Origin of the sequence: Shouchella phoenicis (assembly GCF_047238345.1) — a bacterium.
Classification (GTDB): domain Bacteria; phylum Bacillota; class Bacilli; order Bacillales; family Bacillaceae_D; genus Shouchella.
On the sequence record NZ_JBDFMQ010000001.1, the window covers coordinates 2426457 to 2450359 of the forward strand.

Genomic DNA, 23903 nt, shown 5'->3' on the forward strand with positions numbered 1-23903 from the left:
AGTGAAAATATGAGAGATGTTACATTAACACAAGTGTTTGATCATCATATTACACAAAAATACATTAACCGTTCCGGTATGGCGCATGCCATTCGTGTTGCTTACCATGGCTATGCGCTAGCGATTGACCATAAAGTAGACGTTGACTTAGCTACAAAAGCCGCCTTTTTGCACGACATTGGTCATTATATGTGGTATAAAAACGGAAAATGGGATTATAGTTTGTACAAAGCGTTCGACATTCACCCCATAAAAGGCGCAGAACGAGCGCACAAACTACTGATTCGACTAGGGGAACACCCTAGAAAAGCGAAGGAAATTGCTGTCGCGATTTTACTTCATACAGATTCTTACCTTCCATCTCACGACCTCTCTCTTACACCGCTACAAAATATTGTCGCAAAAGCAGACACATTAGATGAGGAGCCTGGTGGAGATCATCATTATCGTACGATTGATATGAAGCGCGCACGTCAGCTGCTTGTAGAGCTAGATGTTCAAGTGGATGCAGTCTTAAAAAAACAGCTAGGTTAACCCTCGCTTATAAGTTGAAAGTCATCTTTGTTTATTGGGCCATTGATTCGTTGAGTAACGATTCCATTTTGATCAACTACAATCGTTGTTGGAACGCCAAAAATTTGAAACTGTTTTTGCAAGGTTCCATCAAGATCTAGGACTGGGTCAAACTGAGCTTCGTACTGTTGTAAAAATGGCGCAATATCGTTTTTACTTCGTTCGGAACTTGTTAAATTAACGGGAATAAATTGACTCCCTTCTTGTTGTTGAAGCACATTGTGAAGAGCAACAATAGCTGGCATCTCTTCCTGACATGGATAGCACCACGTTGCAAAGAAATGAATGACCGTTTTATGATGTGTTCCCTTTTCATAAACGATAGGATTGCCAGTTAATGTGGAGCCTGAAAACGAAGGTAAAGTTTGCTCCATATAAGGACCTTCAACGCTTCCGTCGTTCGTAGCGGCAAGTACTTCAGTCGTTGCCAGTAATAGTACACAAATGAATAAACATTGGCCTAGCCATTTAGATAGCGTCATGATATCCCTCTTTCAAAGTTAGGAGTACGATTATGAAAGGTTTAGAACTTTTACAGTTTGTTGCCGTTCTTGCTTTTTTACTATTTGTCATCTTGTTTCAAGATATACCTTATTCCTTCTTATGGTTTTCCCTTTTACTCGCACTTAATATTGGCTTGTTTATCGTGCGGAAGAAAAAATCAAAACAAAAAGAATCATTCTTTGAGGAGTAATTTGCATTTATGCGTATTCTGAATTAGGATAATTTAGGAGTAGATGAACAGGAGTGAACGTTATGCAAACGGTATTTTCCGGAATTCAGCCAAGCGGTATTTTAACGCTTGGAAATTATTTAGGTGCACTGAAACATTTTTCAGCGATGCAGTATGACTATGATAGTTATTTTTGCATTGTTGACCAACATGCCATCACAGTGCCCCAAGATCGATTAAAATTACGTCAACAAATTCGCAGTCTCGCAGCACTCTATCTCGCATCAGGCATTGATCCGGATAAATCAACATTATTCATTCAATCAGAAGTACCAGCCCACGCCCAATTAGGTTGGATGATGCAGTGCCTTTCTTATATTGGCGAGTTGGAACGTATGACACAGTTCAAAGACAAATCCGCTGGCAAAGATGGTGTATCCTCGGCTTTACTTACATACCCACCTTTAATGGCGGCGGACATCTTATTGTATCAAACCGATATTGTCCCTGTTGGCGAGGATCAGAAGCAACACTTAGAATTAGCACGTAACCTTGCTGAACGCTTCAACAATAAATACTTGGATGTTTTTAAAGTGCCAGAAGTACAAATCCCTAAAGTCGGCGCTCGCATTATGTCTCTTAATGATCCAAGTAAAAAAATGAGCAAGTCAAACCCACAGCCTAAGAGCTATATTTCTCTTTTGGACGACCCGAAAACGATTGAGAAAAAAATGAAGAGTGCGGTTACAGATTCTGATGGGACTATCCGTTTTGATCCAGAGAATAAGCCGGCTGTTTCTAATTTGCTGTCTATCTTTTCACTTTGCACAGATGAAAGCATTGAAACACTTGAAAATCGTTATCAACATTCTGGCTATGGTCCATTTAAATCTGACCTCGCGGAAGCCGTTATTCAAACACTAGAACCCGTTCAACAACGCTATTATGAACTGATTGAGTCAAGCGAACTTGACGATATTCTAGATGCTGGCGCTGAAAAAGCGGCCCGTACAGCAAATAAAACGCTGAAAAAAGCGGAAAACGCGATGGGGCTTGGTCGCAAAAGAAAATAACATAAAAAAGAACACGCCTTTTAGCGTGTTCTTTTTTCTTTTTCCTGGAGACGCTTATTTTCAGCGATCTTAACGGAACTATAGTGGCGAAGTCGATCGCGAATTTTATTCATTAATTGATAAAATTGAGCAATCTCTTGCGCTTCAAAGTCCGAAAATAACGTTGTGAAATATGCGTGAACTTCATCTTGATAAGCCTTCATTTTTGCTTCCCCTTCTTCTGTAAAGGAAACATATTTGAGCCGGCTATCGTGCGCGCTCTCTTTGAACTGAATTAATTGTTTTTGCTGAAGCTTTTTTAATCGATTTGATACTGCACTTTTATGGGTTCTTTGAAAAGCCGCAATCTCTTTTGACGTTAATGGCCCCGATATATCAATAATAATTAGTACAGCTAGCTGCTCAGGTGAGAGCTCACGAAATTCATGAGACAGTTCTTCTTCAATAATTTGATGGCCATAAAAAAATACATCTTTAAAAACATCCATGGCTTCTATAAGCGAACTTTTCAAGTCACCACATCCTTTTAGTTACACCGTTCAGATTATGTATGAGTGCTCGTGATGAAAAAAAGGCTTCCTAAGATGGAACCCTTTTTTTTCACTTAATAGCCGTTTTGTTTTTTCAATACTTTCCCAACGAAAAAAGATAGACCGAGTGTTCCTACTAATAAAATGACCGTAAAGATTTGCATAATCAAGTAAGCTAAATCATTTGTATCCATACGACTTTCCCTCCTTTTTACTTATTATTATAAGAGAAAGCCGAATTGATGTAAATAAAACGCTTTTACAAACCCTTACTTTACACGTTCTGGGTGTTCAAGCTCCCATAACTTCTCAAAAAACGTATGTCCTTTTACCATCGCTTTACATAACTGGTAATGGTCTTGTGACCAACCTGCTTCAACACCAGCTATTAAATATGCCCATACATCTTCTCGGGATTTATTCTTCAACTGTTCGTACGCATTTGGATCCCACTCCGTACACCAGTAAATTAACTCTGCATCAGAAGCCGTTGTATAAAGCTGATCAAGCACGGTAAATAATAATTGCTTCAAACTTCGTTCACTTCGAGTAAGTCCTTGTAACTCATTAGGACTAAGTGAAAGCATGTGATAGTCTTTTTCAGGTAACGGCGTTAAAATTTCATAATATTCAACTTCTTGATCGTTAAGAGCTTCATAAACCAGTTGTTCTTGCCTTGGAGTTAGGCGACTTTTTCGAATAGGTGTTTTGTAGCCCATTGAGTCAACCGCTATAATTCTCGTCCCATCAGATATAATAAAACAATAATCCAATTGAATTCGCGACATATTTTTACGTAAATAACTTTTTTGATGAACCGAATCTAACAAATCTTGAGGTAGATCAAGCAATTGATTTTCAATATAAGAGAAAAGATCCACACTGCCTCGAATTAATTTCACTTGGTCTAAAACCTCAACACGATCTTCACTTCTCCATTCATGAAACTCACAGACGTTATAGCCATTTTCTTCGCCTTCAAACCAATTTACCCATACATCTCGCATCATTACCATACTCTATTCCTCCCTGCTAGGTTGCTCTTGGAATCAGTATGGTCATGGCTCATTGTTCTTAAACCCATTTTCTAAATATCCATATCGATAGATTTTATCTGCAGGAGTCGTTAATAGCGCGACGGATTTCTCACCTAACTGCGACGCTGCTTGTTGACAAAGGCAGTAGCCGAGGGTATAGCCCATCATATAGGGAATTCTTTTTTTACGACTTCCATAAAGAAAATCTTTATGTTCTTTTCTCCCTTTAATGGCAAGAGTTTTTTCGCTTAAATATTGATTCCACAACATTTTCCAATCGCTCTTTTGCTTATGCGCCCAAGGAGCCATACTTGATTCGCCAACATATTCCTTCACTGCTAGTTCAGCCAACCCTTCCATTACCATTGATTCTAAAAGCGTAATTGATTGTTCTGATTCCTTCGTATGGTAAAGGCGACAAACGTGATGATATTCATGGGTTAAAAGCGCACGTAAACGATTGAGTTCAATTGACTTTGGTATGAGTAGCAAAATTCCATTCTCAAAACTTAATCCCATCATCCCTCTTACATCTTCTTGTCTACGTTCCAGTGACTGATTCGCCATGAGTACGTAAACTGGCACATTTGGCCCATTCCATGCTTGTTTTAATTCCAGAAATTGCGCTTGCAAGATTGACCAGTAATCATGGTCAATAAATGCTGTTAACTGCTCCATATCTTTTACTGTAAACAGGCCAACCTTTTGCAAATAAGCGGCTAGTTGTTCATCGTTTTGAAATTGAAAAAGAGGTTGTAATGGATTAACAAATAATCGTAAATAAGTAGATTCTAGCTCACGTTTTGAATCTGCATGCTTTAGAAATAATTGAATCCATTTATTTGTTCGAATAACAGCCATCTTCTCCTCCTTATTTAAACTTGTTTTCCATTGTGATTAAATGCCCTTCGCATAAAAAAGTGCGCTTTCATTTACACTATGCGAGGAAGACACCAATCTTGATTATCGCGTGCTACCGTGCTACGCTTCTGTTACACACACGTATAGAACTGTCGTAAAGGAGATCCATATGACAACGGATGAGCTGACAAAAACGTTAGATGCATTTACTTCCCTTCCCCGCAAAGAGTGGGCTTCTTTAAATAAAGGCTTGAATGCAACGTTAACAGAACAAGAAAGAAAAAACATTGAAGGTATTTATGAAACCATTTCTTCCTCAGAAGTTAATGATGTGTATTTACCATTATCAGAATTGCTTTATAAACGTATGTATCACAATGTTCAATTACATCAAGATATGAATAAATTTCTCCAGCGAAGCCGGACGCGCGTGCCTTTTATTATTGGTATTGCAGGTAGCGTATCTGTAGGAAAAAGCACAACCGCTCGGTTAATTCAAACACTTGCAGAACGTTGGCCAAATCAACCAAAAGTCTCGCTTGTTACAACAGATGGATTCTTATATCCTAACGAAGTGTTAGAAGAACGAGGTTTGATGAAACGAAAAGGATTTCCAGAAAGTTACGATATTCGCCGTTTAATTTCATTTCTTACTGAGCTTAAATCTGGTGTAAAAGAGGTAGAGGCACCTGTGTATTCTCACTTGACGTACAACATTGAATCCGATCAAACTCAAAAAATCGAGCAACCAGACGTTGTCATTGTAGAAGGCATTAATGTGCTACAAGTAAATCGAAAAGGAAAACGCATGCCACCTTTATTCGTTTCAGATTTCTTCGACTACAGCATTTATGTTGACGCCGATGAAGAAGATATTATCTCATGGTACGTGGAACGATTTCATTTACTACGGAATACAGCCTTTCAAGACCCTAGCTCTTATTTTCACCGTTATAAAGATTTAAGCGATGTAGAGGCTACAGAGATGGCAAAATCAATCTGGCAGTCCATTAACGGTGTCAATTTAGATAAGAACATTAAACCAACTAGGCTACGTGCAGATTTAATTTTGACAAAAGGGAAAGAACATCGCGTGGAGCAAATTCAATTACGTAAATAATAGCCCGTTCGGCTGCCTCAAGACAGGACTTCTTGGGGCTTTTTCTACAAAAAAAACTCAACTAGCCCTTAAGACTAGTTGAGGAATGGAGCGTCATCTAATCAATTATCCTTTGAATAATTGAACAAACATTTTTCCGTAAGGTCCACCATCTACGATGCCAATCCCCACTTCAGAATAGTTACTACTCAAAATATTCTCTCTATGTCCTTGAGAGTTCATAAGAGATGTGTGAGCGCTATCTACTGTTTGATTTCCCGCTAAATTTTCACCTGCCGTTTGGTATGTAATACCAAAGTGATCCATCATTTGAAACGGTGAACCGTATGTTGGTGATTCGTGAGCAAAGTAATTGTTATCAATCATATCTTGTGCTTTCACGCGCGCAACTTCTGTTAGTTCTTCATCAATTTCAAGTGGTTCAAGTCCATTTTGAGCACGTTCTGAGTTCACTAAATCAACCATCTGCTGCTCTTCTGCACTAACGTCTCCAGAATCTGCAACCTCTTCTGTTTCAGCTGCTTCTTCCTCTTCTTCAACGATTGGTTCTTCTACAGGTGCTTCTGGTACTTCTTCTACCTGACCGTTTCCTGGCTGCTGCCATTCGCCATAACCATTTTGATCAATCGCAAAACAGTCACTACTCCATTGAATTGGTGTTCCTTTATATTGATGACCAGATGATGCCTCTGCTTGATCAACCTGAGTAAACCCTAAGGCTAGTGTTGCCACAAATGTTGTAATCGCAAGTTTCTTCATTCCGGTTTCCTCCTAAGAAAATGTTCTTTTTTTTGCCCAACGTCTTGAGCACATGGCAATCCTAGCATAGCTTTTTTTGATAAACGATGGAAAAATTATCTTCCATACCCATATTACAATGGTATGTAACATTCGGCTGGCGCACGTTTTAAAGAGCTTCAACAATTAGCGCTTAAGCAATATCAACTGGAAAATAAGCAACTTTTGTTACGAAGATGTAATCTTTGTTTTATCTGTTACATCGTTGTCATAATTGGATGAACGTTGTCTGTATCGACTTCTAGAGAGTTTGGAAATCATTCCTAGTTTTCTCCTCATCTTTTTTTGTTAAAGTAGTCACGTGAGTCAATTTCATACCTTCAAATTGATGCGAAAAAAGGCGTACCCTTTTTAAAATTGGCGAACGCTTTCCTCGGGCACGGCCTCAGCCATTACGCGAAAACTGCTCCATTGTCTTCGGACACGCGCTGTTCCCGTAGGGGTCGTCACCATTTAATAAGAAGAATGTCACATTCGCAAAATAACGATTACTACCTATGATGAAATTCATTCACGTGCTTTTATTAAATAAAACTTTTATTAGGAGTGAATCACGTTATGATTAAAAGAATAACTCTTTCATTCGTTGCACTATTTGGTTTTAGTTTGTTTTCAACAGCTGTTACAGAAAGTAAGACCTTAAAGCACCCTGTACAAACAGGTGAATCGTTATATACCATTAGTGAGCGTTATGGAGTATCGGAAGCATCCATCCAACGTTTGAACCACTTAGCCTCTGATCAACTGGAAGCTGGTACTTCATTAGCCATCCCAACAGCTATTACGGCAGCGGATCGTGACTTAATGGCTCAGCTCGTATTTGCAGAAGCAAGAGGCGAGTCCTACGAAGGAAAAGTAGCCGTTGCGACCGTTCTATTAAATCGTTTGGACCACGAAGATTATCCAGATACCATGTACGATGTTATCTATCAAGTGACCCCTTCTGGTCATTATGCTTTTTCACCTGTATTAGACGGGGCAATTCATAACGATGCGGATCAAGAATCTCGCCAAGCTGTCAATGAAGCCATTACGCATCGCGGCCTAGGCCAACAGTCCATTTATTTCTATAACCCGGTTACAGCTACAAGCGATTGGGTCGCAACAAGAGAACAGACCATTGTGATCGGCAATCATATTTTTGCAAAATAAATGCTCCAACGAACACATTGTCCGCAAAGGCAATGTGTTTTTTTCATAGATATGGGTATGGATAAAAAAGAGGTGATGACATTGGAACGTAACGCTCGCTATGACCGCATGGTCGCTTCAGCCATTCACAGCCGTTCAAATCCCCAATCAGTTGATTCGGTTGAACGTATTCGGCACGCTGTCCCTACATTGGCTACAGGACGTTATATCTCTGAAAACGAGATTTATAGTTACGGCTTTGCGTATCATAAGCAAGATGAGAAAATCGCATCCAAGCAATCCCACCCTCCTGCTGAACAACCGTTACATTTTTTAAAAACACACTATTTTTTCCGTCAACTATATCAATCCATTGCTCCGTCTATTCATGCCCTGTCCCATCAAAGTGGCTCTAATGAAGATGTAGAAGCACTTTCTCAACATCTTCGCCAGTCGAGTAAGAAATCTTTATTATCATCCTATATGCGCCAAGGAATCGTTCTTGACGTATATCGATAAACAAGCAAACAACGGCTAAAGCTGTTGTTTTTTTGTTATACTAATGACAAATCAATGAGAAAGGAGTTTTGGTGTGCAGATTATTGTTAGCCATACAAACCTTGACTTTGACGGTCTCGCCTCCCTATTTGCTACACAGAAATTGCAATCAGAAGCCAACGTTTGCCTCTCTCCGCAACTAGGCGGGCGCGTTAAACAATTTTTACACCTTTATGCAGATGCATTTACCTGGCATAGCTATGAAGAAATGAGCTGGGATCACGTTACGCACATTACATATGTTGATTGCTCCACTCCTGAGCGGGCTGGGATCACCGATTATTTACAAAATAAAACCATTCCTAGCAAAACCATTGATCACCATCATACAGGGGAAACAGGCGCAAACATTACGCTACTTGTGAATCAATTAGAAGAACAGGGAATTTCCTTATCAGCGCTTGAGGCAACCCTGTTTGGGCTTGGCCTATATAGTGATACAAACTTGTTAACAAATGATACTGTAACGATTAACGACCTTAATGCCGCTGCTTTTTTATTAACAAACAAAATGGACCTAAAGCTAATAAGTGAATTTTTACGTACATCAGCTGGAGAGCATCCACTTTTCGATCCCCTCTATGAAAATGTTACGTTTGAAACAGTCCAAGGGAAAACGGTCGTCCTTACAACATGTGTTTCCGACACTTATATACCTGATATATCTGTTGTGGCAGAGGAAATTCACCGTCTGTTTGCGCCAGATGCCACGATTGTTTTATGCCAATTACACAAGCATACCTATGTCATTGCGAGAGCAAACAGTAGCGATGTACCTGTTCAAACTCTAGCTAAACAATTAGGTGGAAATGGTCACCCTTACGCCGCTTCTGCTATTTGTCGACATCAGGGATTACAAGAAGCCTTACCACTTGTGCGACAAGCACTTGAAGACACGATTCGCATTCAAAATCCTGTTTCGTCAATCATGTCATGGCCCGTCCACACGTACTCAGAACATTCAACAATCACGGAAACGATCGCTGCCAATTGCCACAATCATCATACCGGTTTTCCCATTGTAAATGAGCATGGCCAACTTTCAGGGATTATGACAAAACAAGATTTACATAAAGCGGAGCAATTCCATCTGGGAGAAAAGCTTCTTTCCTCATACATGACAAAAAAAGTCATATCTGTTGAAGCAACAGAGTCGATTGAACGCACCAAACAACTATTGATTGATCATCAAATTGGTCGGATTCCAGTGATCGACACGAACCAACAAGTCATCGGCATCATTACACGAAGTGACATCATTCACAGTCAACAATTCGTAAGTGAGTCCTATTCTTCTTCCGATCTTGCTCATTACTTTGGAAAAGAACGCTTTTCATTCCTTCAAAAAATGGGTCAGTTCGCTGATGAAAAAGGCGTTTCAATTTATTTAGTCGGCGGGATTATTCGCGACTTTATTTTACAGCGACCGTTTAAAGATATTGACTTTGTTATAGAAGGAAATGCAATTGAATTTGCTGAATCACTTGTAGATGCATTTGGTGGTCACATACGTAGTCATGAATCGTTCTTAACTGCAACGTGGTTTCATGAATATGAAATTGATCTTGTTACAGCAAGAAAAGAGTTTTATAAACGAGTAGGAGCTCTTCCAGAAGTACGTGCAGGATCTATAAAAGAGGATTTAGCTCGACGCGATTTTTCGATTAACGCCATTGCCGTCCAGCTTAATTCTTCACATTTCGGCAAAATTGTTGACCCATTTAAAGGTCGTGATCAAATAGTCAATAACGAAATCACGATTTTACATCCATTAAGCTTTATTGAAGATCCGACCCGACTTTTTCGCGCCGTTCGACTTGCCACAAGACTCGGGTTTCATTTTGATCACGACACCATGAAACAAGCTACAAACATGAACGATGCTTTATTGCATATTAGCAAACAACGCCTGTACCACGAACTTGAGCTTATGTTACAAGAAAAGCAATTCCCTGATCAATTTAAGACACTTGATCATTTTAATGTGTGGGTACTCCTTCTTGGTAATGGGCTTAACTCCTCAAAGCTGACACATATTAAAACGTTGTTTGATTTAGAACTTAACGATGTTCTCTTTTTATCGTTAATCGCTATTTCATACGAGCCGCACGGACATTACGTAAACAAAATGGAGCCCTTTGCGCTGACAAAGAGGCAAAGAAAATTATTAAACGATAGTCTAAAAGTCGAGAATGCTAAGCATCTTACATCACTCCTTACGCTCCATGATGCCCTCTCGACAGTAGAAGATGAAGCCGTTCTTTTTATTGCCTCGTTGCCAAGTGTTGAAAACCCCTCACTCCTGCATTACGTAGAAGAGCGTAAACAGCTCCTACCGCTTGTCACAGGAAGTGATTTGATTACGGCTGGCTTTGAACCTGGTCAACAATTTTCTCGTTTGCTGTTTGAAATTGAGAAACAGCAACTACTCCACAAATTCAGCACAAAAGAAGAAGCGTTGCGCTGGATCACACATCAAAAAAACCAGTATGAGCACTAGTCTCATACTGGTTTTTCTTACTCGGCAAATCGTTTAAATACTAATGACGTATTATGACCACCGAAGCCTAATGAATTGCTTAAAACCGCTTGAACATCCATCTTTCGTGCCTCATTTGGCACATAATCCAAATCACACTCTGGATCTGGCTCTTCAAGGTTAATGGTAGGTGGCACAATTCCCTCTTCAATTGCTTTCACAGAGAAAATAGCTTCAACTGCCCCTGCCGCTCCTAATAAATGGCCTGTCATCGATTTTGTTGAACTAATCGCAACATCATACGCATAATCACCTAAAACCGATTTAATCGCTTGTGTTTCAAACGGGTCATTTAAATCAGTGCTCGTACCATGAGCATTAATGTAGCTAATCTCTTCATTTTTCAATCCTGCATCTGCAATCGCTGCTGCCATTGCACGAGCGCCACCTTCTCCATCTGGAGCAGGCGCAGTCATATGGTGAGCATCTCCTGTAGAACCATAGCCAACAATTTCCGCATAAATCTTCGCGCCACGAGCTTTTGCAGACTCAAGGCTTTCTAGAATTAAGATGCCAGCTCCTTCTCCCATTACAAATCCACTACGGTTAACATCAAACGGGCGTGATGCTTTCTCCGGGTTATCTGTGGTCGTAATAGCCTTCGCTGAAGAAAAACCTGCAACAGCCATATTTGTAATAGGTGCTTCACTTCCTCCAGCAATCATTGCATCTGCATCGCCACGTTGAATCGTTTTAAACGCATCCCCAATTGAATTCGCTCCTGATGCACACGCTGTTACAGAACAAGAATTTGGCCCTTTTGCACCTGTGAAAATGGACACTTGGCCGCTCGCCATGTCTGGAATCATCATTGGTACAAAAAACGGACTAACGCGTCTTGGCCCTTTTTCAAGCAACGTACGAAATTGATTTTCATAGGTTTCCATTCCACCGATTCCTGAACCAATCCATACGCCAACACGTGCTGCATTGTCCTCTGTAATCTCTAAGCCAGAGTCTTCTAACGCTTGCTTTGCTGATGCAACAGCAAACTGTGTGAATCGATCCATTCGCCTAGCTTCTTTCTTATCCATAAAATCGGCTGGATCGAAATCATTAATTTCGGCAGCCACTTTCATTGGATACGAATCTGCATCAATTCGTGTTAAATACCCGATTCCTGATTTGCCTGCAATAGCGGCTTCCCAAGAGCTTGCTGCATGAAGTCCTAAAGGTGTAACAGCACCGATCCCTGTTACAACCACTCGTCGTTTTTCCACTATAGTTCGCTCCTTTAATTCGTTCTACTTCCCAATTTTCGTTTATCGGCCCCAGCGTAAAGCAACTGAACCCCAAACAAGACCAGCGCCAAATCCAACAAGGACTAGCAAATCTCCATCTTTAATTTTCCCGGCTTCGATCTCTTCAACCATCGCCATCGGAATGGAAGCAGAAGAGGTGTTTCCATATTTATTGACGGTTACCGACATTTTTTCTTTCGGTAATTCAAGTCGTTCACGAGAAGCTTCCATAATGCGTATATTTGCTTGATGAGGAACAAGAAAATCCACATCCTCCTTGGTTAAGCCCGCTTTTGTTAACGCTCGAATAGAGGCGTCTCCCATTTGGCGAACTGCAAATTTAAACACTTCTCGACCATTCATTTCAATAAATTCATTCTTTTGATTAATATGCATGCCGCCTGATCCATCCGACCCTAAATCAAACGCCAAAATTCCGCGGTCTTCAGAAACTGGCCCAACCACACAAGCACCCGCGCCATCTCCGAATAAAACAGCTGTATTTCGGTCATTTATATCTGTCACTTTTGTTAGTTTTTCCACGCCAATGACAAGAACATTGGTGTAAGCTTCTGTTTCAATAAATTGTTGCGCCGTGGCGATCCCGTAGATGAACCCAGCACAGGCAGCACTTATGTCCATTGCTGCTGCTTTTTTTGCCCCTAATCGATGTTGAATCATTGAGGAGACACTAGGGAACGGCATATCCGGTGTCACCGTTGCAACTAAAATTAAATCAATATCTTCAGCCTCTACTTGCGCCGACTCAAGCGCTTTTAAAGCAGATTGAAATGCCATTTCTGACGTTTCTACATCTTCAGCAAAACGTCTTTCTTCAATTCCTGTGCGTGAACGAATCCATTCATCAGATGTTTCTAAAAATGCTTCGAAATCTTTATTTGTGACTACTTTTTCAGGAACATAGCGTCCCATACCGAGTAAGCCTGCTTTTGCCATGGATGAATCCCCTTCCATATCAAACAGAAATTAGTACCTGATACTAATATTAGCAAACAATTTGAGAAACTGTCTAGTACTATTTCGCTTTTCATCGGACGAACCCTTTTTTATTGTTCGTTTAATCCGTTCAGCAGTGCCTCAAACCAAGCATCTAAATCAGCCTTCATCTTTTCTTCTGCTCCATTTGCAGCTTCTTGCATCTTCATTAACTCGTATGTGGACATAAAACCTTCAACGTCTCCTGATTTGAACTGGGCTACTGCATAGTAGTAAAAAATTTGAATCGGTAACGTTTTCGCTTCTTCCATCATCTTAATAAAGGGCTCCATTTTCTCTAGCCCTTGTTCATAGTGACCATCTTTTATGTAGCCAATCCCTTCTTGGACCGGTTTCATAAATGTCGTTAACGGCTGTTGTGTCATTTTTGTTCCTCATCCTTTTGACCTAATTCATATGCTTCGTTCATTACTTTTGTAAACAAAGCTAACATCGGCTGAAGATCATCGAAACCTAATTCGATCCCCTTTGCTTCTAACATTTCTTTCGCTTCAGGTACGTATTTCATTGCAATTTGCATAAATGCCATGTTTTTTTCTTGCTCAGTCATTTTGTTAAAAACCTCCTTCATATCTTTATTAACGTAACTGATTGGTTTTTTATAATCAAGTGAATTGACCCTAATTCAAAAAGGAAAGTGAAACACAAAGAAAAACTTGTTATAATAGGGAAATCGACGTTTGGAAATGAGGATGAACATGAACGGAACATTAACAGATAAAATTAATTCAAGACGAACCTTTGCGATTATCTCCCACCCTGATGCAGGGAAAACAACGCTTACTGAAAAGCTTTTGTTGTTTGGTGGAGCCATTCGTGAAGCAGGAACGGTTAAAGGTAGAAAAAATGCCAAGCACGCTACAAGTGACTGGATGGAAATTGAGAAACAACGTGGCATTTCCGTCACAAGCTCTGTGCTCGAATTTTTGTATGATGGCTATCACGTTAACATTTTAGATACGCCTGGTCACGAAGACTTCTCAGAAGATACGTACCGAACACTAACGGCAGCTGACTCTGCGACAATGTTAATCGACGCAGCAAAAGGGGTCGAGGCACAAACAAAGAAGTTATTTAAAGTTTGTAAGCTTCGCGGAATCCCTATCTTCACATTCATTAATAAGCTTGACCGTCAAGGGAGAGACCCATTTGAACTGATGGAAGAGCTTGAAAACCTATTAGGGATTCGCTCGTTTCCAATGGGATGGCCAATTGGCATGGGGCAATCATTCAAAGCGGTATATGATCGCATCAATAAACGATTAGAGCTTTTTAACCCGAACAATCCAAAAGACATTGATATTATCTCCGTCACCGGTCCCGATGATCCTAAAATTGATGAAGTTGTTGGAGACCAAGAGCTTGTCCAACAATTTCGTGAAGAACTGGAACTACTAGATGTTGCAGGGGATGACTATGATCTCGACAAAATTAACAGTGGTGAACTAACACCGATCTTTTTTGGCTCGGCGATTTCAAGCTTTGGTGTTCAAACATACCTTGACCACTTTTTAAATCTGTCACCTGCGCCAAGTCCACGAGACAGCTCTATTGGAACTATTGATCCGATGGAACGCGAACAGTTTTCAGGCTTCATTTTTAAAGTACAGGCGAATATGAATGCAAAGCACCGAGATCGCGTTGCTTTTTTACGGATTACATCTGGTACATTTAAGCGAGGGATGGCCGTTAAACATGTAAGAACAAATAAACCACTGAAGCTTTCTCAACCGACTCAATTCTTGGCTCAAAGCCGTAGCATTATTGATGAAGCATACGCTGGTGACATTATCGGCTTGTTTGATCCTGGTCATTTTCGAATTGGTGATACACTCGTTGAGGGAGAATCGTTCGAGTTTAGTGAGATGCCTCACTTCTCACCAGAACATTTTTCGGCAATTACCGTTAAAGAGGCACTAAAGCACAAGTCTTATGAAAAAGGCTTGCAACAATTAACAGAAGAAGGCGCCATTCAGCTATTTCGCACCTATAATAAATATATTGAACAACAAATTGTTGGCGTAGTCGGCGTCCTCCAGTTCGAAGTGCTTGAACATCGCTTAAAAAGTGAATATCATGTCGACATTCAAATGGATCGTCAACCATTCTCTTTTGCACGATGGATTGACGGAGAAGAAAAAGACATGAATCTCTTTAAAGACAAACAGCGTAATCTCGTCATCGATAAAGAAGGTCGGATTGTTGCTTTATTTGAAAATGAATTTCAAATGCGAACAGCAAAAGAAAAATACCCGAACTTAATGTTCTACGAAAACTCTTTTTATAAGAAAACGGTTGAATAAGTACAAAAAAAACGCTCAATAGAGATACCTCTCTTTGAGCGTTTTTTTACATATGTTTGCGAATCATTTCTGCTAAACTTCCTTTAAACTCAGCGCGTTTTTGAATGTCATTTCCATGAACAAGTTGAGCATGCTCTGGCCTAAGACCGATAACGCGTGTTTCAATCCCCATGATTTGTAAAGCTTGGACTAAACGTAACAACTCCCTCATTCCTAAACTTGTGACGTTTCCAACACCACTAAAATCAAAAAAGAGGTAGTCAAAATTTGCTTGATACACATTTTTAGAGATAATTTCTTGGTTTTGTTTGATTAAATGCTCATCTAAGTCACCAAAAAACGGCACAAACGCAAGTTCTGAAGAAATGGAAATAAACGGAGCCGACAACTGTTTAATCATGCTTAACGACTCTTCTAGCTCTTCTTTTTTTTCAAGTAGCTCAAAGTCCGTTTGTGCTAAACGTCGGCTTTGCTTTTGCACCTTTTCAATGAGCTCCGTTAGATTTCCATCTTGTTTAATACAGATAACATGGATTCGATTCTCATCCCAATTGACGAACATATTATGCAAAACATAAGGTGCTTCAATGGTATCCATGTTCATTTCAATCTTTCCGCTTTCTCGACTAGAAAAAAAGCGTTTCACTTTCTCCACACTTCCTATATCTAAAAGGTCTAAGAAAGATTCTGCTTGCTTAAAAGCTTGGTTTGCTTGTATTGAACGTGTAACAATATTATACGTTTCATCAAGCTCAAAGTAGGGAACAGGTAATTGATTAGTTGCGGACATCCGCCTTCACCCCTAATTGGCTTTCTTGCCATTCAGCTAATTGTGTTAAGGTACCGATTAAAACGGTCTGCTCGTTACATAAAGGACTTAAATCATACATTGAAACGAGGCGCCCGCCAATAACAATGGTAGGTTTATGTGGTAGATTTTCTAATGTGTCAATATATAAATCTAAGCTACGAGCATGGTATGGAATAGATACTGAAATGGCAATGGCGTCTGGCTGCCATTTTTTCGCCATCATTTCTGCTTGCTCTAATGGAACGCTTGCGCCTAATAAGCGCGTTGTCCATCCATATTCTTCCAGTAAACAAGCGCACATTTTTATTCCTAAATCATGTTGTTCTTGATCTAAACATAAAAACATCATACTTTTTCCATTTTTAGGTTTTTTCCACTGACGAATATAATGATAATAGCGCGTTAGCACAAAATCACATGTCGATGTCGCTAAGTGCTCATCTGCGATTGTAATTTTATTTTGCTCCCACAACACACCTGTATGCGCCATCGCTTTCGTTAAGAGGTTTTCATAGATCCAAATACTATCGTATCCAGCATCAGAAAGGCGACGGACACATTCCCAGGCAGCATCTTCATCTCCAACGAGTAATGCATCAACTAAAACTTCCCATGATTGTTCCATAACTTGTTCCGCCTCCCTCTATCCTATTACACCCTATAGTAAGAGTAACGGTTTTAGTAAGCGAACGCAAGTACGAGGAACTGATGGAAAATCAGTTATTTTAAGTCATTTTGTCGGATCCACTTTTTTTCTGCGTCTCTATAAAGTAGATATCCTTCATTGATCGAGGTGGTTGCTGAATCGTGTAGAATGTCATCTTGATCGATCGTACGATTCCTCTTTTCTTCTAAAGTAGAAGGCTCGATATACGATTGGATCGTTTCAAGAATATACGTTACAAAATCATCAATGTATAATAGTTCCTCGTTCGACTCGACCTTCTCAGCCACATACGAAAGAGGGATCTCACTATGCAGTCCATACGTTAACGGAGCACGTAAAATCAAAATTGAAAACGAACGGTCTGCTGCTATTTTCTTTAACGCTGTTTCAATTGAAACAACATCTTGTTCATATTGAGAGTCATTACCTGTTCTGTGCAGATAGTGAGCTTTTGACATGGATAAATAAACAAAAAGGTCATCTTTATCCAACTGTTCGGCAACAGCGACAACTTCTTCCACTCCAGTAGATCTAGCTGCGTAAATATAACATGACGATTTTGCACGGGCTATGCAGCTACTTGCAACTTCGGGAAAACATGTATAATTGGCATTTCTACCCATGGACATGTCAATGGCTTCTTTCTCTTCAGCATTCTTCTCCATTGCATCAATGGCGTTTACTTCCCAGCCTTCTTCTAAGAAACGACCGCTCAGATGACTTCCAAAAAAACCCAGCCCGCCAATCACTGTAATTTTATTCATTATCACGACTCCTTACGTTGTTCTGACATTCATCGATCTCTCGCAATAAAAGCTTGATAAAAACAACTCATTTCACTAAATATCCGGGATTGCTCACTAAGCAACTCTTTATTTTCTTCGTCTTCTGCTATTTCGTTTTCTGTAAAATGTAAAACAGGTAAGGTATAAGGTGGAAATAGCCTTTCATCAATTGGTTTTAGTGATGCTGAATTTAGTTGGGTTAGGTCATATTGCGAACGCATTTCTTTTTTGAATCGTTTTAACGCTAATTCATCCTTGTTGTAAGCATGCAAACAGTCCTGCAAGGATAAGAAAGGCTGAATAAACGTTGCTGCTCGAATCTGAATCGCTTCTTTATGAAACAACTGCTGTGCGATGAGTGCGCCAGTGCCTTCTGCACATAAAAAAATACGTTCATTAATGGTCTCTTGCCTCAAAAGGAGTTGAATTAAGTGTTCAGCATGTTTGACCGCTTTTTTTGAACCCCATTCAGCTAACAGCAAATTAGATGAAAAAACGGTGTAGCCTTTTTTCACAAATGTTTCAATTAACTGCTCTGCAGTGTCAGATGTTAACAATCGGTAATCAAGTAGCATAAAAAGCGCATATCCATTTGGTTTTTCTGGAATACAATAGCTATTCTTGCAGCCATTTAAGTCTATATAACGGACATAAACAGGCATGTCGTTCATCTCTCCTGAATAGTTGATAGTCGTTATAGCTTATGTATAACCTCATAAATGTGAAAGTAATTTTTTTCATTCCACTAAAAAAACTACACACATGTATGCAACAATGTGTGTAGCCTCTTGGTTTATGGTTTCCGCTGTTGTGTCCATTTTCGATCGTCATTTGTTGTTTCAGGAAATTCGTCTCCAGCATGTAAATGAACCGATTTTGGTCTCGTTACCATGCTTCCAGTTTCCCCAATTTCAACGTATATGCCGTTATTAGGCGCTTTTTGCCCTGGAGTGAATTGTTTATTTTGACCCATGATTCCACCACCTCTTCAGGTTAGAGTCCCCCGAAAGTGGTGCCTTTATGTGCAATTACCGAGTGCAGAATCGCTTTTTGTACATGGAGACGATTTTCAGCTTGGTCATATACAACAGATTGGGTTCCATCAATGACGCTACCTGTTACCTCTTCATCTCGATGAGCAGGTAAACAATGCATGAAGATGGCCTGTTCATGTGCAACAGCCATCAACTCGTCATTAACTTGGTAGGCTTTTAAATCATGTAAATGCTTGCTCTGTTCACTCTCATACCCCATACTTGTCCAGACATCTGTGTAAACGATGTCAGCACCTTTTGCTGCCAATAGTGGATCGGTCTGTAGTGAAATTACGGCACCAGTTTGCTTGCCACCTTCTTGCGCACGCTTCAAAATAATTGGGTCCACTTCATACCCACTAGGACTTGAAATCGTCACATTCATGCCTGTTTTTGCACCGACTGCCATGAGTGAATGCGCCACATTATTTCCATCTCCCACGTAAACAAGTGACAGACCAGCAAGCTTTCCCTTCTTTTCTTGGATCGTTAATGCATCCGCAAGTGCTTGGCAAGGATGGTAGGCATCTGTAAGTGCATTAATAACAGGAACGGATGAATACTCAGCTAGCTCTTCTACAGTCTGATGTGAATTTGTACGAATCATGATTGCATCTACGTAACGAGATAACACATTCGCTGTATCTTTAATCGGCTCTCCACGTCCAATTTGTAAATCCTTAGGGCTTAGAAATAACGCATGGCCTCCTAATTGCGTCATTCCTACTTCAAACGAGACTCGCGTTCTCGTTGACGCATTTTCAAAGATCATTCCTAGCGATTTTCCTTTTAACGTTGACGAGCTTTCGCCGTTTTGAAACATTTTTTTTCCTTTTGCTGCTTCACTAAGTAAATAAGTCACTTCTTCAACCGAATAATCGAATAACGTTAACAGATGTTTTCCCGTTAAATTGACGGCAGTGCTTTGCATGAGATCGACTCCTTTTTTTCAAACGTTTTTGAACGCCACTCCTGAATCGATTGTAACGGGAATGACGGATGATAAAAGTATTGAAGAAACGCACCTAACGTTTCCACTTCCGTCAAAACTGTGAGCTGATTGGCCAATGCTTTGTGACGGTTGCGCTCATTCCCTTTTTGACCCGGATTTGAAATATCTATAAGTGCTTTGGCACCTGGAGAAGAGACCCATTGATCAAAATCCGCTTTCACGATGGCAAACCCTTCTCTTTCTAACTGTTCGATTAATGGACTACACGCGTTTTCAAGCGCAGGCTCTACACAACAGAAAATGGATTTCTCTTCTTCTTTTTCAAATAGCGCAGGAAGAGTTTCAAACGGTGCACTTACTTTCGCCAATGCTTCTTCCGGCGTCGTACCAATCATCAATAATTCACCAGTTGATTTCATTTCTGCTCCTAATTTTGGGTCGAGTCCCGCTAGTTTTCCATAAGAAAAAACGGGTGCTTTCGCTGCAAAATAAGGAAGGGCGTTCGTTTTGATATTTAATTGTTCCAACGTCTCCCCGACCATTAAACGTGTTGCATAGTGAATATACGGTTCTCCAGAAAGTTTTGCGAGTAAAGGAACCGTTCGTGATGCACGTGGATTTACTTCGATCACATACACACGCTCGTCTTGTAAAACGAATTGAATGTTGAAAATTCCTTTAAATGTCATTGCCTGAGCAAGCTTATTTGCCATGTCCGTCATTTGCTGTTGAATGGCTTCACTAAGTCGAAACGGCGGGGTGATTGCTAAGCTATCTCCAGAATGAACGCCAGCCTTTTCAATATGCTCAAACATTCCAGCAACATGAATCGACTCCCCATCTGTCAAGACGTCCATTTCTACTTCGATACCTTGCACATACGTATCCATTAAAAGTGGAAATAACCCTTTATAAGGATGATTGACTAAATATTCCTCCAGCTGTTCTTTGGAATGCAGAATCGCCATCCCTTGCCCTCCAATCACAAATGAAGGACGAACTAAAATTGGAAAGGTCATTTGGTTACATAACGCAAGCGCTTCTTCCATCGTTGCTACGGTTTCGCCAGGGATTGGTTCAACATTAATGGATGAAAGTAGATCGTAAAAAGCATCACGCTCTTCTAATTGATCGACAGATGCAGCGGAAACGCCAAATACATGCACCCCAGCTTGCTCTAGCTCTTTCGTCAGCTTAATGCCTGTTTGACCACCTAATGTAACGATGACACCTTCAACAGCCTCTGTTTCAATGACTGCAAGCACATCTTCTAGTGCAAGTGGTTCAAAATAAAGGCGATCAGCCGTCATATAGTCTGTACTAACCGTTTCGGGATTGTTGTTTATGATAATGGCTTCATAACCTAGCTCTCTTACGGTGTTCGCTCCATGTACAGAGCAATAATCAAATTCAATCCCTTGCCCGATTCGAATTGGACCCGAACCAATAATCACAATTTTTTTGTTTGTTGACGGCACGCTTTCATTTTCACCAAAGTAACTCGAATAAAAGTAAGGCGTTTGTGCTTCAAATTCTCCTGCGCACGTATCTACCATTTTGTAAACAGGTTTAATGTCCATTTGTTGACGAACGTTTCGAACGTTTCTCTCTTCTTCTTTCCATAAAACTGCTAAAGTTTCATCTGAAAAGCCGGCTTTTTTATATTCATTCATTTGCGCAGTCGTTACACGTTCTAGAGACACTTGTTCGATGTCTTTTTCTAACGCAATTAATTGTGCAAATCGCTGTAAAAAGAACGCATCAATTTTCGTCTGCTGATGTAACGCTTCAATCGTTGAGCCTCTTCGTAAAAGCTCAAACAGTCTAAACAATCGTTGGTCGTCTGCTTCCACCACATCTTTCCATAGGGACGTATCGTCTTCATGGGTAAACTCACCTTTACCAAGATCATAATAGCCAATTTCTAACGATCGGACTGCTTTTTGCAGCGCAGCATTAAAGGAGCGCTCGATCGCCATTACTTCGCCTGTTGCTTTCATTTGAGTACCAAGCTTGCGGTCTGCATTGTAAAATTTATCAAAAGGCCAGCGCGGAAATTTCACAATACAATAATCAAGCGCCGGCTCAAAGCTTGCGTATGTGTGTCCGGTAACTGGATTTAAGAGCTCATGTAAGTGATAACCAACTGCCAATTTCGCCGCAATTCGAGCAATCGGGTACCCTGTTGCCTTAGATGCTAACGCAGAGGAACGACTAACACGAGGGTTCACTTCAATTAAATAATATTGATCACTGTGAGGATCAAGGGCAAATTGAATATTACACCCGCCAATAATTCCTAACGCTCTAATAATTTTCGTTGAAGCAGATCGAAGCATTTGATAATCACGATCTGATAACGTTTGAGAAGGGGCAACCACGATTGAATCACCAGTATGAATGCCGACAGGATCGATATTTTCCATATTACAAATTGTGATGCATGTATCGTTGTTGTCTCGCATCACTTCATACTCAATCTCTTTAAATCCAGCTATACTTTTCTCTATTAAACATTGGTTAATCGGACTTTGTTTGAGGCCATTTGCAACAATTGTACGTAGCGCTGCTTCATTTTTGGCAATTCCGCCTCCTGAACCTCCTAGTGTGTAGGCAGGTCGTACAATGATCGGAAAACCAATGGTTTGTGAAAACCTCACCGCTTCTTGGACTGTATGAATGATGTCACTTTCTGGCACAGGTTCGTTCAACTCATTCATTAGATTACGAAATAATTCACGATCCTCACCTTTTTTAATCGATTCAATTGGTGTACCAAGCAACTGCACGCCATGTTTGTCTAAAGTCCCTTCATCATGAAGCTTTAAAGCCAAATTTAATCCTGTTTGGCCACCTAACGTCGCAAGCAAGCCATCTGGTTTTTCTTTAACAAGAATGTCTTCAACGGTTTTTGCGGTTAAGCGTTCGAAATAGACAACATCTGCACAATGCTCATCTGTCATAACCGTTGCAGGATTAGGATTTAAAAGAATGACACGGATTCCCTCTTCTCTTAAAGCTAGACAACCTTGGGTACCAGCATAATCGAATTCAGCTGCCTGACCAATAACAATCGGGCCGGAGCCGATGACAAGGACACTTTTGATTGATTGTTTATGCATATAGATGATCTCTCTCCTTTACAGGAATCTGTTGAATAAATGTGTCAAAAATGGCGTTTGAATCGACTGGTCCCGGACTTGCTTCTGGATGGAATTGAACGGTTAGAATCGGTAAATGGTTGTGCATGAGCCCTTCTACACTCTTGTCATTGATATTGATATAGCGGACGGTTAAATCCGTTTCTTGGATAGAGCCTTCTTTTACTACATAGCTATGGTTCTGACTCGTCATATACACTTGATTCGTATGACAATCGAGAACCGGTTGGTTGGCTCCTCTATGTCCAAATCCTAACTTCTCTGTTTCACCACCAAATGCTAAGGCAAGTAACTGGTGCCCTAAACAAATGCCAAGAGTTGGATAGATGGTTGCCAACTCACGTATCTCTCCAAGATGGGCATGTAGCTTCTTTGGATTTCCAGGTCCATTTGAAAGAACAAGACCATCTGGTTGTAAACGCTCAATTTCTTTTTTTGACGTTTGGAAAGGAACAACCGTCACTTTCATTCCTTTTACCGATAATTCTCGAGCAATGGAATGTTTATAGCCGTAATCAATTAACACCACGTGCTGCTTTCCTTGAGGGTTATATACTTTGTTTTTTTGAACACTTACTAACGGAACAACTTCTTGATGTTCTAATGATTCTTCCCCTGTTTTCAGCGTCATTTTATTTGATGTAAGTGTCGCTTTCATATCTCCATGTTTACGGATTCGTTTCACGATTGCTCGTGTGTCAATTGCTGTGACGTACGGAATATCGTGCTTTTCTAAGTACGAACAAAAACTTTCTATTTGACTATGGTGAGAAGGGGATTGCTCGACTTCTGCTAAGACAACCCCTTCTACTTGCGGTCCATTGCTTTCAAAATCATATTCGTTTATTCCATAATTCCCTATCATCGGATACGTGAAGACGACAATTTGACCTTTAAATGATGGATCGCTTATCACCTCTTGATAGCCAGTCATACCTGTAAAAAAGACTATTTCCCCGTTAACTGGTTCCTTTCCATGCCAGTTCCCTTCGAACTGTTCTCCGCTCTCTAACAAAACATATCCTTTCAACTTTCATCA

The 23903-nt window shown here is 40.3% G+C and carries 25 protein-coding genes; 8 read left to right on the plus strand and 17 right to left on the minus strand.

Annotated elements, in window-relative coordinates; all coding sequences use genetic code 11:
- The first annotated feature begins 9 nt into the window (after window positions 1-9).
- Complete coding sequence (locus tag ABC361_RS13065) at window positions 10-534, plus strand: HD domain-containing protein (RefSeq protein ID WP_413074361.1); 525 nt, start codon at window positions 10-12, stop codon at window positions 532-534.
- Here the strand turns inward: ABC361_RS13065 and ABC361_RS13070 are convergent.
- The gene (locus ABC361_RS13070) at window positions 531-1055 is read right to left on the minus strand and encodes a TlpA family protein disulfide reductase (protein WP_413074362.1); all 525 of its coding nucleotides are present in this window, start codon (window positions 1053-1055) and stop codon (window positions 531-533) included. The genes ABC361_RS13065 and ABC361_RS13070 overlap by 4 nt on opposite strands.
- 32 nt (window positions 1056-1087) lie before the next feature.
- Here ABC361_RS13070 and ABC361_RS13075 point away from each other — a divergent pair, with 32 nt between their 5' ends.
- Window positions 1088-1267 (plus strand): hypothetical protein, encoded by a 180-nt coding sequence (locus ABC361_RS13075; protein WP_413074363.1) that lies wholly within the window; start codon window positions 1088-1090, stop codon window positions 1265-1267.
- Window positions 1268-1329: 62 nt separating this feature from the next.
- Window positions 1330-2319 carry a tryptophan--tRNA ligase gene (trpS, locus tag ABC361_RS13080; protein WP_413074364.1) on the plus strand — a complete coding sequence of 330 codons (990 nt, stop codon included), beginning with the start codon at window positions 1330-1332 and terminating at the stop codon, window positions 2317-2319.
- A gap of 20 nt (window positions 2320-2339) precedes the next feature.
- On the opposite strand, the gene ABC361_RS13085 is transcribed toward trpS, so the two are convergent.
- The 3 genes from ABC361_RS13085 to ABC361_RS13095 form a co-directional block, all read right to left on the minus strand.
- Complete coding sequence (locus ABC361_RS13085; RefSeq protein ID WP_413074365.1) at window positions 2340-2831, minus strand: MarR family winged helix-turn-helix transcriptional regulator; 492 nt, start codon at window positions 2829-2831, stop codon at window positions 2340-2342.
- A 287-nt stretch (window positions 2832-3118) separates the two neighbouring features.
- The gene (locus ABC361_RS13090) at window positions 3119-3865 is read right to left on the minus strand and encodes a DUF3603 family protein (protein ID WP_413074366.1); all 747 of its coding nucleotides are present in this window, start codon (window positions 3863-3865) and stop codon (window positions 3119-3121) included.
- Window positions 3866-3907: 42 nt separating this feature from the next.
- Complete coding sequence (locus ABC361_RS13095; protein ID WP_413074367.1) at window positions 3908-4747, minus strand: DUF2268 domain-containing putative Zn-dependent protease; 840 nt, start codon at window positions 4745-4747, stop codon at window positions 3908-3910.
- A gap of 169 nt (window positions 4748-4916) precedes the next feature.
- On the opposite strand from ABC361_RS13095, the gene coaA reads away from it, so the two are divergent.
- Window positions 4917-5867 (plus strand): type I pantothenate kinase, encoded by a 951-nt coding sequence (gene coaA / locus ABC361_RS13100; protein WP_413074368.1) that lies wholly within the window; start codon window positions 4917-4919, stop codon window positions 5865-5867.
- Between the two features lie 105 nt (window positions 5868-5972).
- On the opposite strand, the gene ABC361_RS13105 is transcribed toward coaA, so the two are convergent.
- Window positions 5973-6626 carry a CAP domain-containing protein gene (locus tag ABC361_RS13105; protein ID WP_413074369.1) on the minus strand — a complete coding sequence of 218 codons (654 nt, stop codon included), beginning with the start codon at window positions 6624-6626 and terminating at the stop codon, window positions 5973-5975.
- A gap of 597 nt (window positions 6627-7223) precedes the next feature.
- Here ABC361_RS13105 and ABC361_RS13110 point away from each other — a divergent pair.
- The 3 genes from ABC361_RS13110 (at window position 7224) to ABC361_RS13120 (ending at window position 10854) form a co-directional block, all read left to right on the plus strand.
- Entirely contained in the window at window positions 7224-7817 is a 594-nt protein-coding gene (locus ABC361_RS13110) for a cell wall hydrolase (protein WP_413074370.1), read from the plus strand.
- Between the two features lie 81 nt (window positions 7818-7898).
- Window positions 7899-8315 (plus strand): hypothetical protein, encoded by a 417-nt coding sequence (locus ABC361_RS13115; protein ID WP_413074371.1) that lies wholly within the window; start codon window positions 7899-7901, stop codon window positions 8313-8315.
- A gap of 73 nt (window positions 8316-8388) precedes the next feature.
- Window positions 8389-10854 carry a CBS domain-containing protein gene (locus ABC361_RS13120; RefSeq protein WP_413074372.1) on the plus strand — a complete coding sequence of 822 codons (2466 nt, stop codon included), beginning with the start codon at window positions 8389-8391 and terminating at the stop codon, window positions 10852-10854.
- A gap of 17 nt (window positions 10855-10871) precedes the next feature.
- Here the strand turns inward: ABC361_RS13120 and fabF are convergent, their stop codons facing one another.
- The 4 genes from fabF to ABC361_RS13140 all read right to left on the minus strand — a co-directional run bounded on the left by fabF (window position 10872) and on the right by ABC361_RS13140 (window position 13701).
- Window positions 10872-12113, minus strand: coding sequence for a beta-ketoacyl-ACP synthase II (gene fabF / locus ABC361_RS13125; protein ID WP_413074373.1), 1242 nt, complete (start codon window positions 12111-12113; stop codon window positions 10872-10874).
- Window positions 12114-12155: 42 nt separating this feature from the next.
- The gene (locus ABC361_RS13130) at window positions 12156-13091 is read right to left on the minus strand and encodes a beta-ketoacyl-ACP synthase III (RefSeq protein WP_413074374.1); all 936 of its coding nucleotides are present in this window, start codon (window positions 13089-13091) and stop codon (window positions 12156-12158) included.
- Between the two features lie 110 nt (window positions 13092-13201).
- Window positions 13202-13516: a hypothetical protein gene (locus tag ABC361_RS13135; protein ID WP_413074375.1), complete on the minus strand. Its 315-nt coding sequence runs from the start codon at window positions 13514-13516 to the stop codon at window positions 13202-13204.
- A complete protein-coding gene (locus ABC361_RS13140; RefSeq protein WP_413074376.1) occupies window positions 13513-13701 on the minus strand; it encodes a ComZ family protein in 189 nt (62 codons plus the stop codon). Before ABC361_RS13140 ends, ABC361_RS13135 begins: the two co-directional genes overlap by 4 nt.
- Window positions 13702-13849: 148 nt before the next feature.
- On the opposite strand from ABC361_RS13140, the gene ABC361_RS13145 reads away from it, so the two are divergent.
- Window positions 13850-15454 (plus strand): peptide chain release factor 3, encoded by a 1605-nt coding sequence (locus ABC361_RS13145; protein ID WP_413074377.1) that lies wholly within the window; start codon window positions 13850-13852, stop codon window positions 15452-15454.
- A gap of 46 nt (window positions 15455-15500) precedes the next feature.
- Here the strand turns inward: ABC361_RS13145 and ABC361_RS13150 are convergent, their stop codons facing one another.
- From ABC361_RS13150 to ABC361_RS13185, 8 genes are all read right to left on the minus strand, one after another.
- Complete coding sequence (locus tag ABC361_RS13150; RefSeq protein WP_413074378.1) at window positions 15501-16244, minus strand: STAS domain-containing protein; 744 nt, start codon at window positions 16242-16244, stop codon at window positions 15501-15503.
- Entirely contained in the window at window positions 16231-16890 is a 660-nt protein-coding gene (locus ABC361_RS13155) for a cobalamin B12-binding domain-containing protein (protein WP_099301329.1), read from the minus strand. Before ABC361_RS13155 ends, ABC361_RS13150 begins: the two co-directional genes overlap by 14 nt.
- Window positions 16891-16985: 95 nt before the next feature.
- Window positions 16986-17696, minus strand: a complete 711-nt coding sequence (locus ABC361_RS13160) for an NAD-dependent epimerase/dehydratase family protein (protein WP_413074379.1) — start codon at window positions 17694-17696, stop codon at window positions 16986-16988.
- Window positions 17697-17725: 29 nt separating this feature from the next.
- On the minus strand, window positions 17726-18379 hold the full coding sequence (locus ABC361_RS13165) for a hypothetical protein (protein ID WP_413074380.1): 654 nt from the start codon (window positions 18377-18379) through the stop codon (window positions 17726-17728).
- Window positions 18380-18510: 131 nt separating this feature from the next.
- Entirely contained in the window at window positions 18511-18690 is a 180-nt protein-coding gene (locus ABC361_RS13170; protein WP_413074381.1) for a YjzC family protein, read from the minus strand.
- Window positions 18691-18710: 20 nt separating this feature from the next.
- Window positions 18711-19682 carry an ornithine carbamoyltransferase gene (gene argF, locus ABC361_RS13175; RefSeq protein ID WP_413074382.1) on the minus strand — a complete coding sequence of 324 codons (972 nt, stop codon included), beginning with the start codon at window positions 19680-19682 and terminating at the stop codon, window positions 18711-18713.
- The gene (gene carB / locus ABC361_RS13180; protein ID WP_413074383.1) at window positions 19658-22825 is read right to left on the minus strand and encodes a carbamoyl-phosphate synthase (glutamine-hydrolyzing) large subunit; all 3168 of its coding nucleotides are present in this window, start codon (window positions 22823-22825) and stop codon (window positions 19658-19660) included. The genes argF and carB overlap by 25 nt, the downstream gene beginning before the upstream one ends.
- Window positions 22818-23894: a carbamoyl phosphate synthase small subunit gene (locus tag ABC361_RS13185; protein ID WP_413074384.1), complete on the minus strand. Its 1077-nt coding sequence runs from the start codon at window positions 23892-23894 to the stop codon at window positions 22818-22820. The genes carB and ABC361_RS13185 overlap by 8 nt, the downstream gene beginning before the upstream one ends.
- Window positions 23895-23903: the final 9 nt, after the last annotated feature.

Excerpts from the sequence above, each read along its gene's own strand:
- ABC361_RS13065 (WP_413074361.1), top strand. The coding sequence starts at position 10 with ATGAGAGATGTTACATTAACACAAGTGTTTGATCATCATATTACACAA.
- ABC361_RS13070 (WP_413074362.1), bottom strand. The coding sequence starts at position 1,055 with ATGACGCTATCTAAATGGCTAGGCCAATGTTTATTCATTTGTGTACTA.
- ABC361_RS13075 (WP_413074363.1), top strand. The coding sequence starts at position 1,088 with ATGAAAGGTTTAGAACTTTTACAGTTTGTTGCCGTTCTTGCTTTTTTA.
- trpS (WP_413074364.1), top strand. The coding sequence starts at position 1,330 with ATGCAAACGGTATTTTCCGGAATTCAGCCAAGCGGTATTTTAACGCTT.
- ABC361_RS13090 (WP_413074366.1), bottom strand. The coding sequence starts at position 3,865 with ATGGTAATGATGCGAGATGTATGGGTAAATTGGTTTGAAGGCGAAGAA.
- ABC361_RS13095 (WP_413074367.1), bottom strand. The coding sequence starts at position 4,747 with ATGGCTGTTATTCGAACAAATAAATGGATTCAATTATTTCTAAAGCAT.
- coaA (WP_413074368.1), top strand. The coding sequence starts at position 4,917 with ATGACAACGGATGAGCTGACAAAAACGTTAGATGCATTTACTTCCCTT.
- ABC361_RS13105 (WP_413074369.1), bottom strand. The coding sequence starts at position 6,626 with ATGAAGAAACTTGCGATTACAACATTTGTGGCAACACTAGCCTTAGGG.
- ABC361_RS13110 (WP_413074370.1), top strand. The coding sequence starts at position 7,224 with ATGATTAAAAGAATAACTCTTTCATTCGTTGCACTATTTGGTTTTAGT.
- ABC361_RS13130 (WP_413074374.1), bottom strand. The coding sequence starts at position 13,091 with ATGGCAAAAGCAGGCTTACTCGGTATGGGACGCTATGTTCCTGAAAAA.
- ABC361_RS13135 (WP_413074375.1), bottom strand. The coding sequence starts at position 13,516 with ATGACACAACAGCCGTTAACGACATTTATGAAACCGGTCCAAGAAGGG.
- ABC361_RS13140 (WP_413074376.1), bottom strand. The coding sequence starts at position 13,701 with ATGACTGAGCAAGAAAAAAACATGGCATTTATGCAAATTGCAATGAAA.
- ABC361_RS13145 (WP_413074377.1), top strand. The coding sequence starts at position 13,850 with ATGAACGGAACATTAACAGATAAAATTAATTCAAGACGAACCTTTGCG.
- ABC361_RS13150 (WP_413074378.1), bottom strand. The coding sequence starts at position 16,244 with ATGTCCGCAACTAATCAATTACCTGTTCCCTACTTTGAGCTTGATGAA.
- ABC361_RS13155 (WP_099301329.1), bottom strand. The coding sequence starts at position 16,890 with ATGGAACAATCATGGGAAGTTTTAGTTGATGCATTACTCGTTGGAGAT.
- ABC361_RS13160 (WP_413074379.1), bottom strand. The coding sequence starts at position 17,696 with ATGAATAAAATTACAGTGATTGGCGGGCTGGGTTTTTTTGGAAGTCAT.
- ABC361_RS13165 (WP_413074380.1), bottom strand. The coding sequence starts at position 18,379 with ATGCCTGTTTATGTCCGTTATATAGACTTAAATGGCTGCAAGAATAGC.
- ABC361_RS13170 (WP_413074381.1), bottom strand. The coding sequence starts at position 18,690 with ATGGGTCAAAATAAACAATTCACTCCAGGGCAAAAAGCGCCTAATAAC.
- argF (WP_413074382.1), bottom strand. The coding sequence starts at position 19,682 with ATGCAAAGCACTGCCGTCAATTTAACGGGAAAACATCTGTTAACGTTA.
- carB (WP_413074383.1), bottom strand. The coding sequence starts at position 22,825 with ATGCATAAACAATCAATCAAAAGTGTCCTTGTCATCGGCTCCGGCCCG.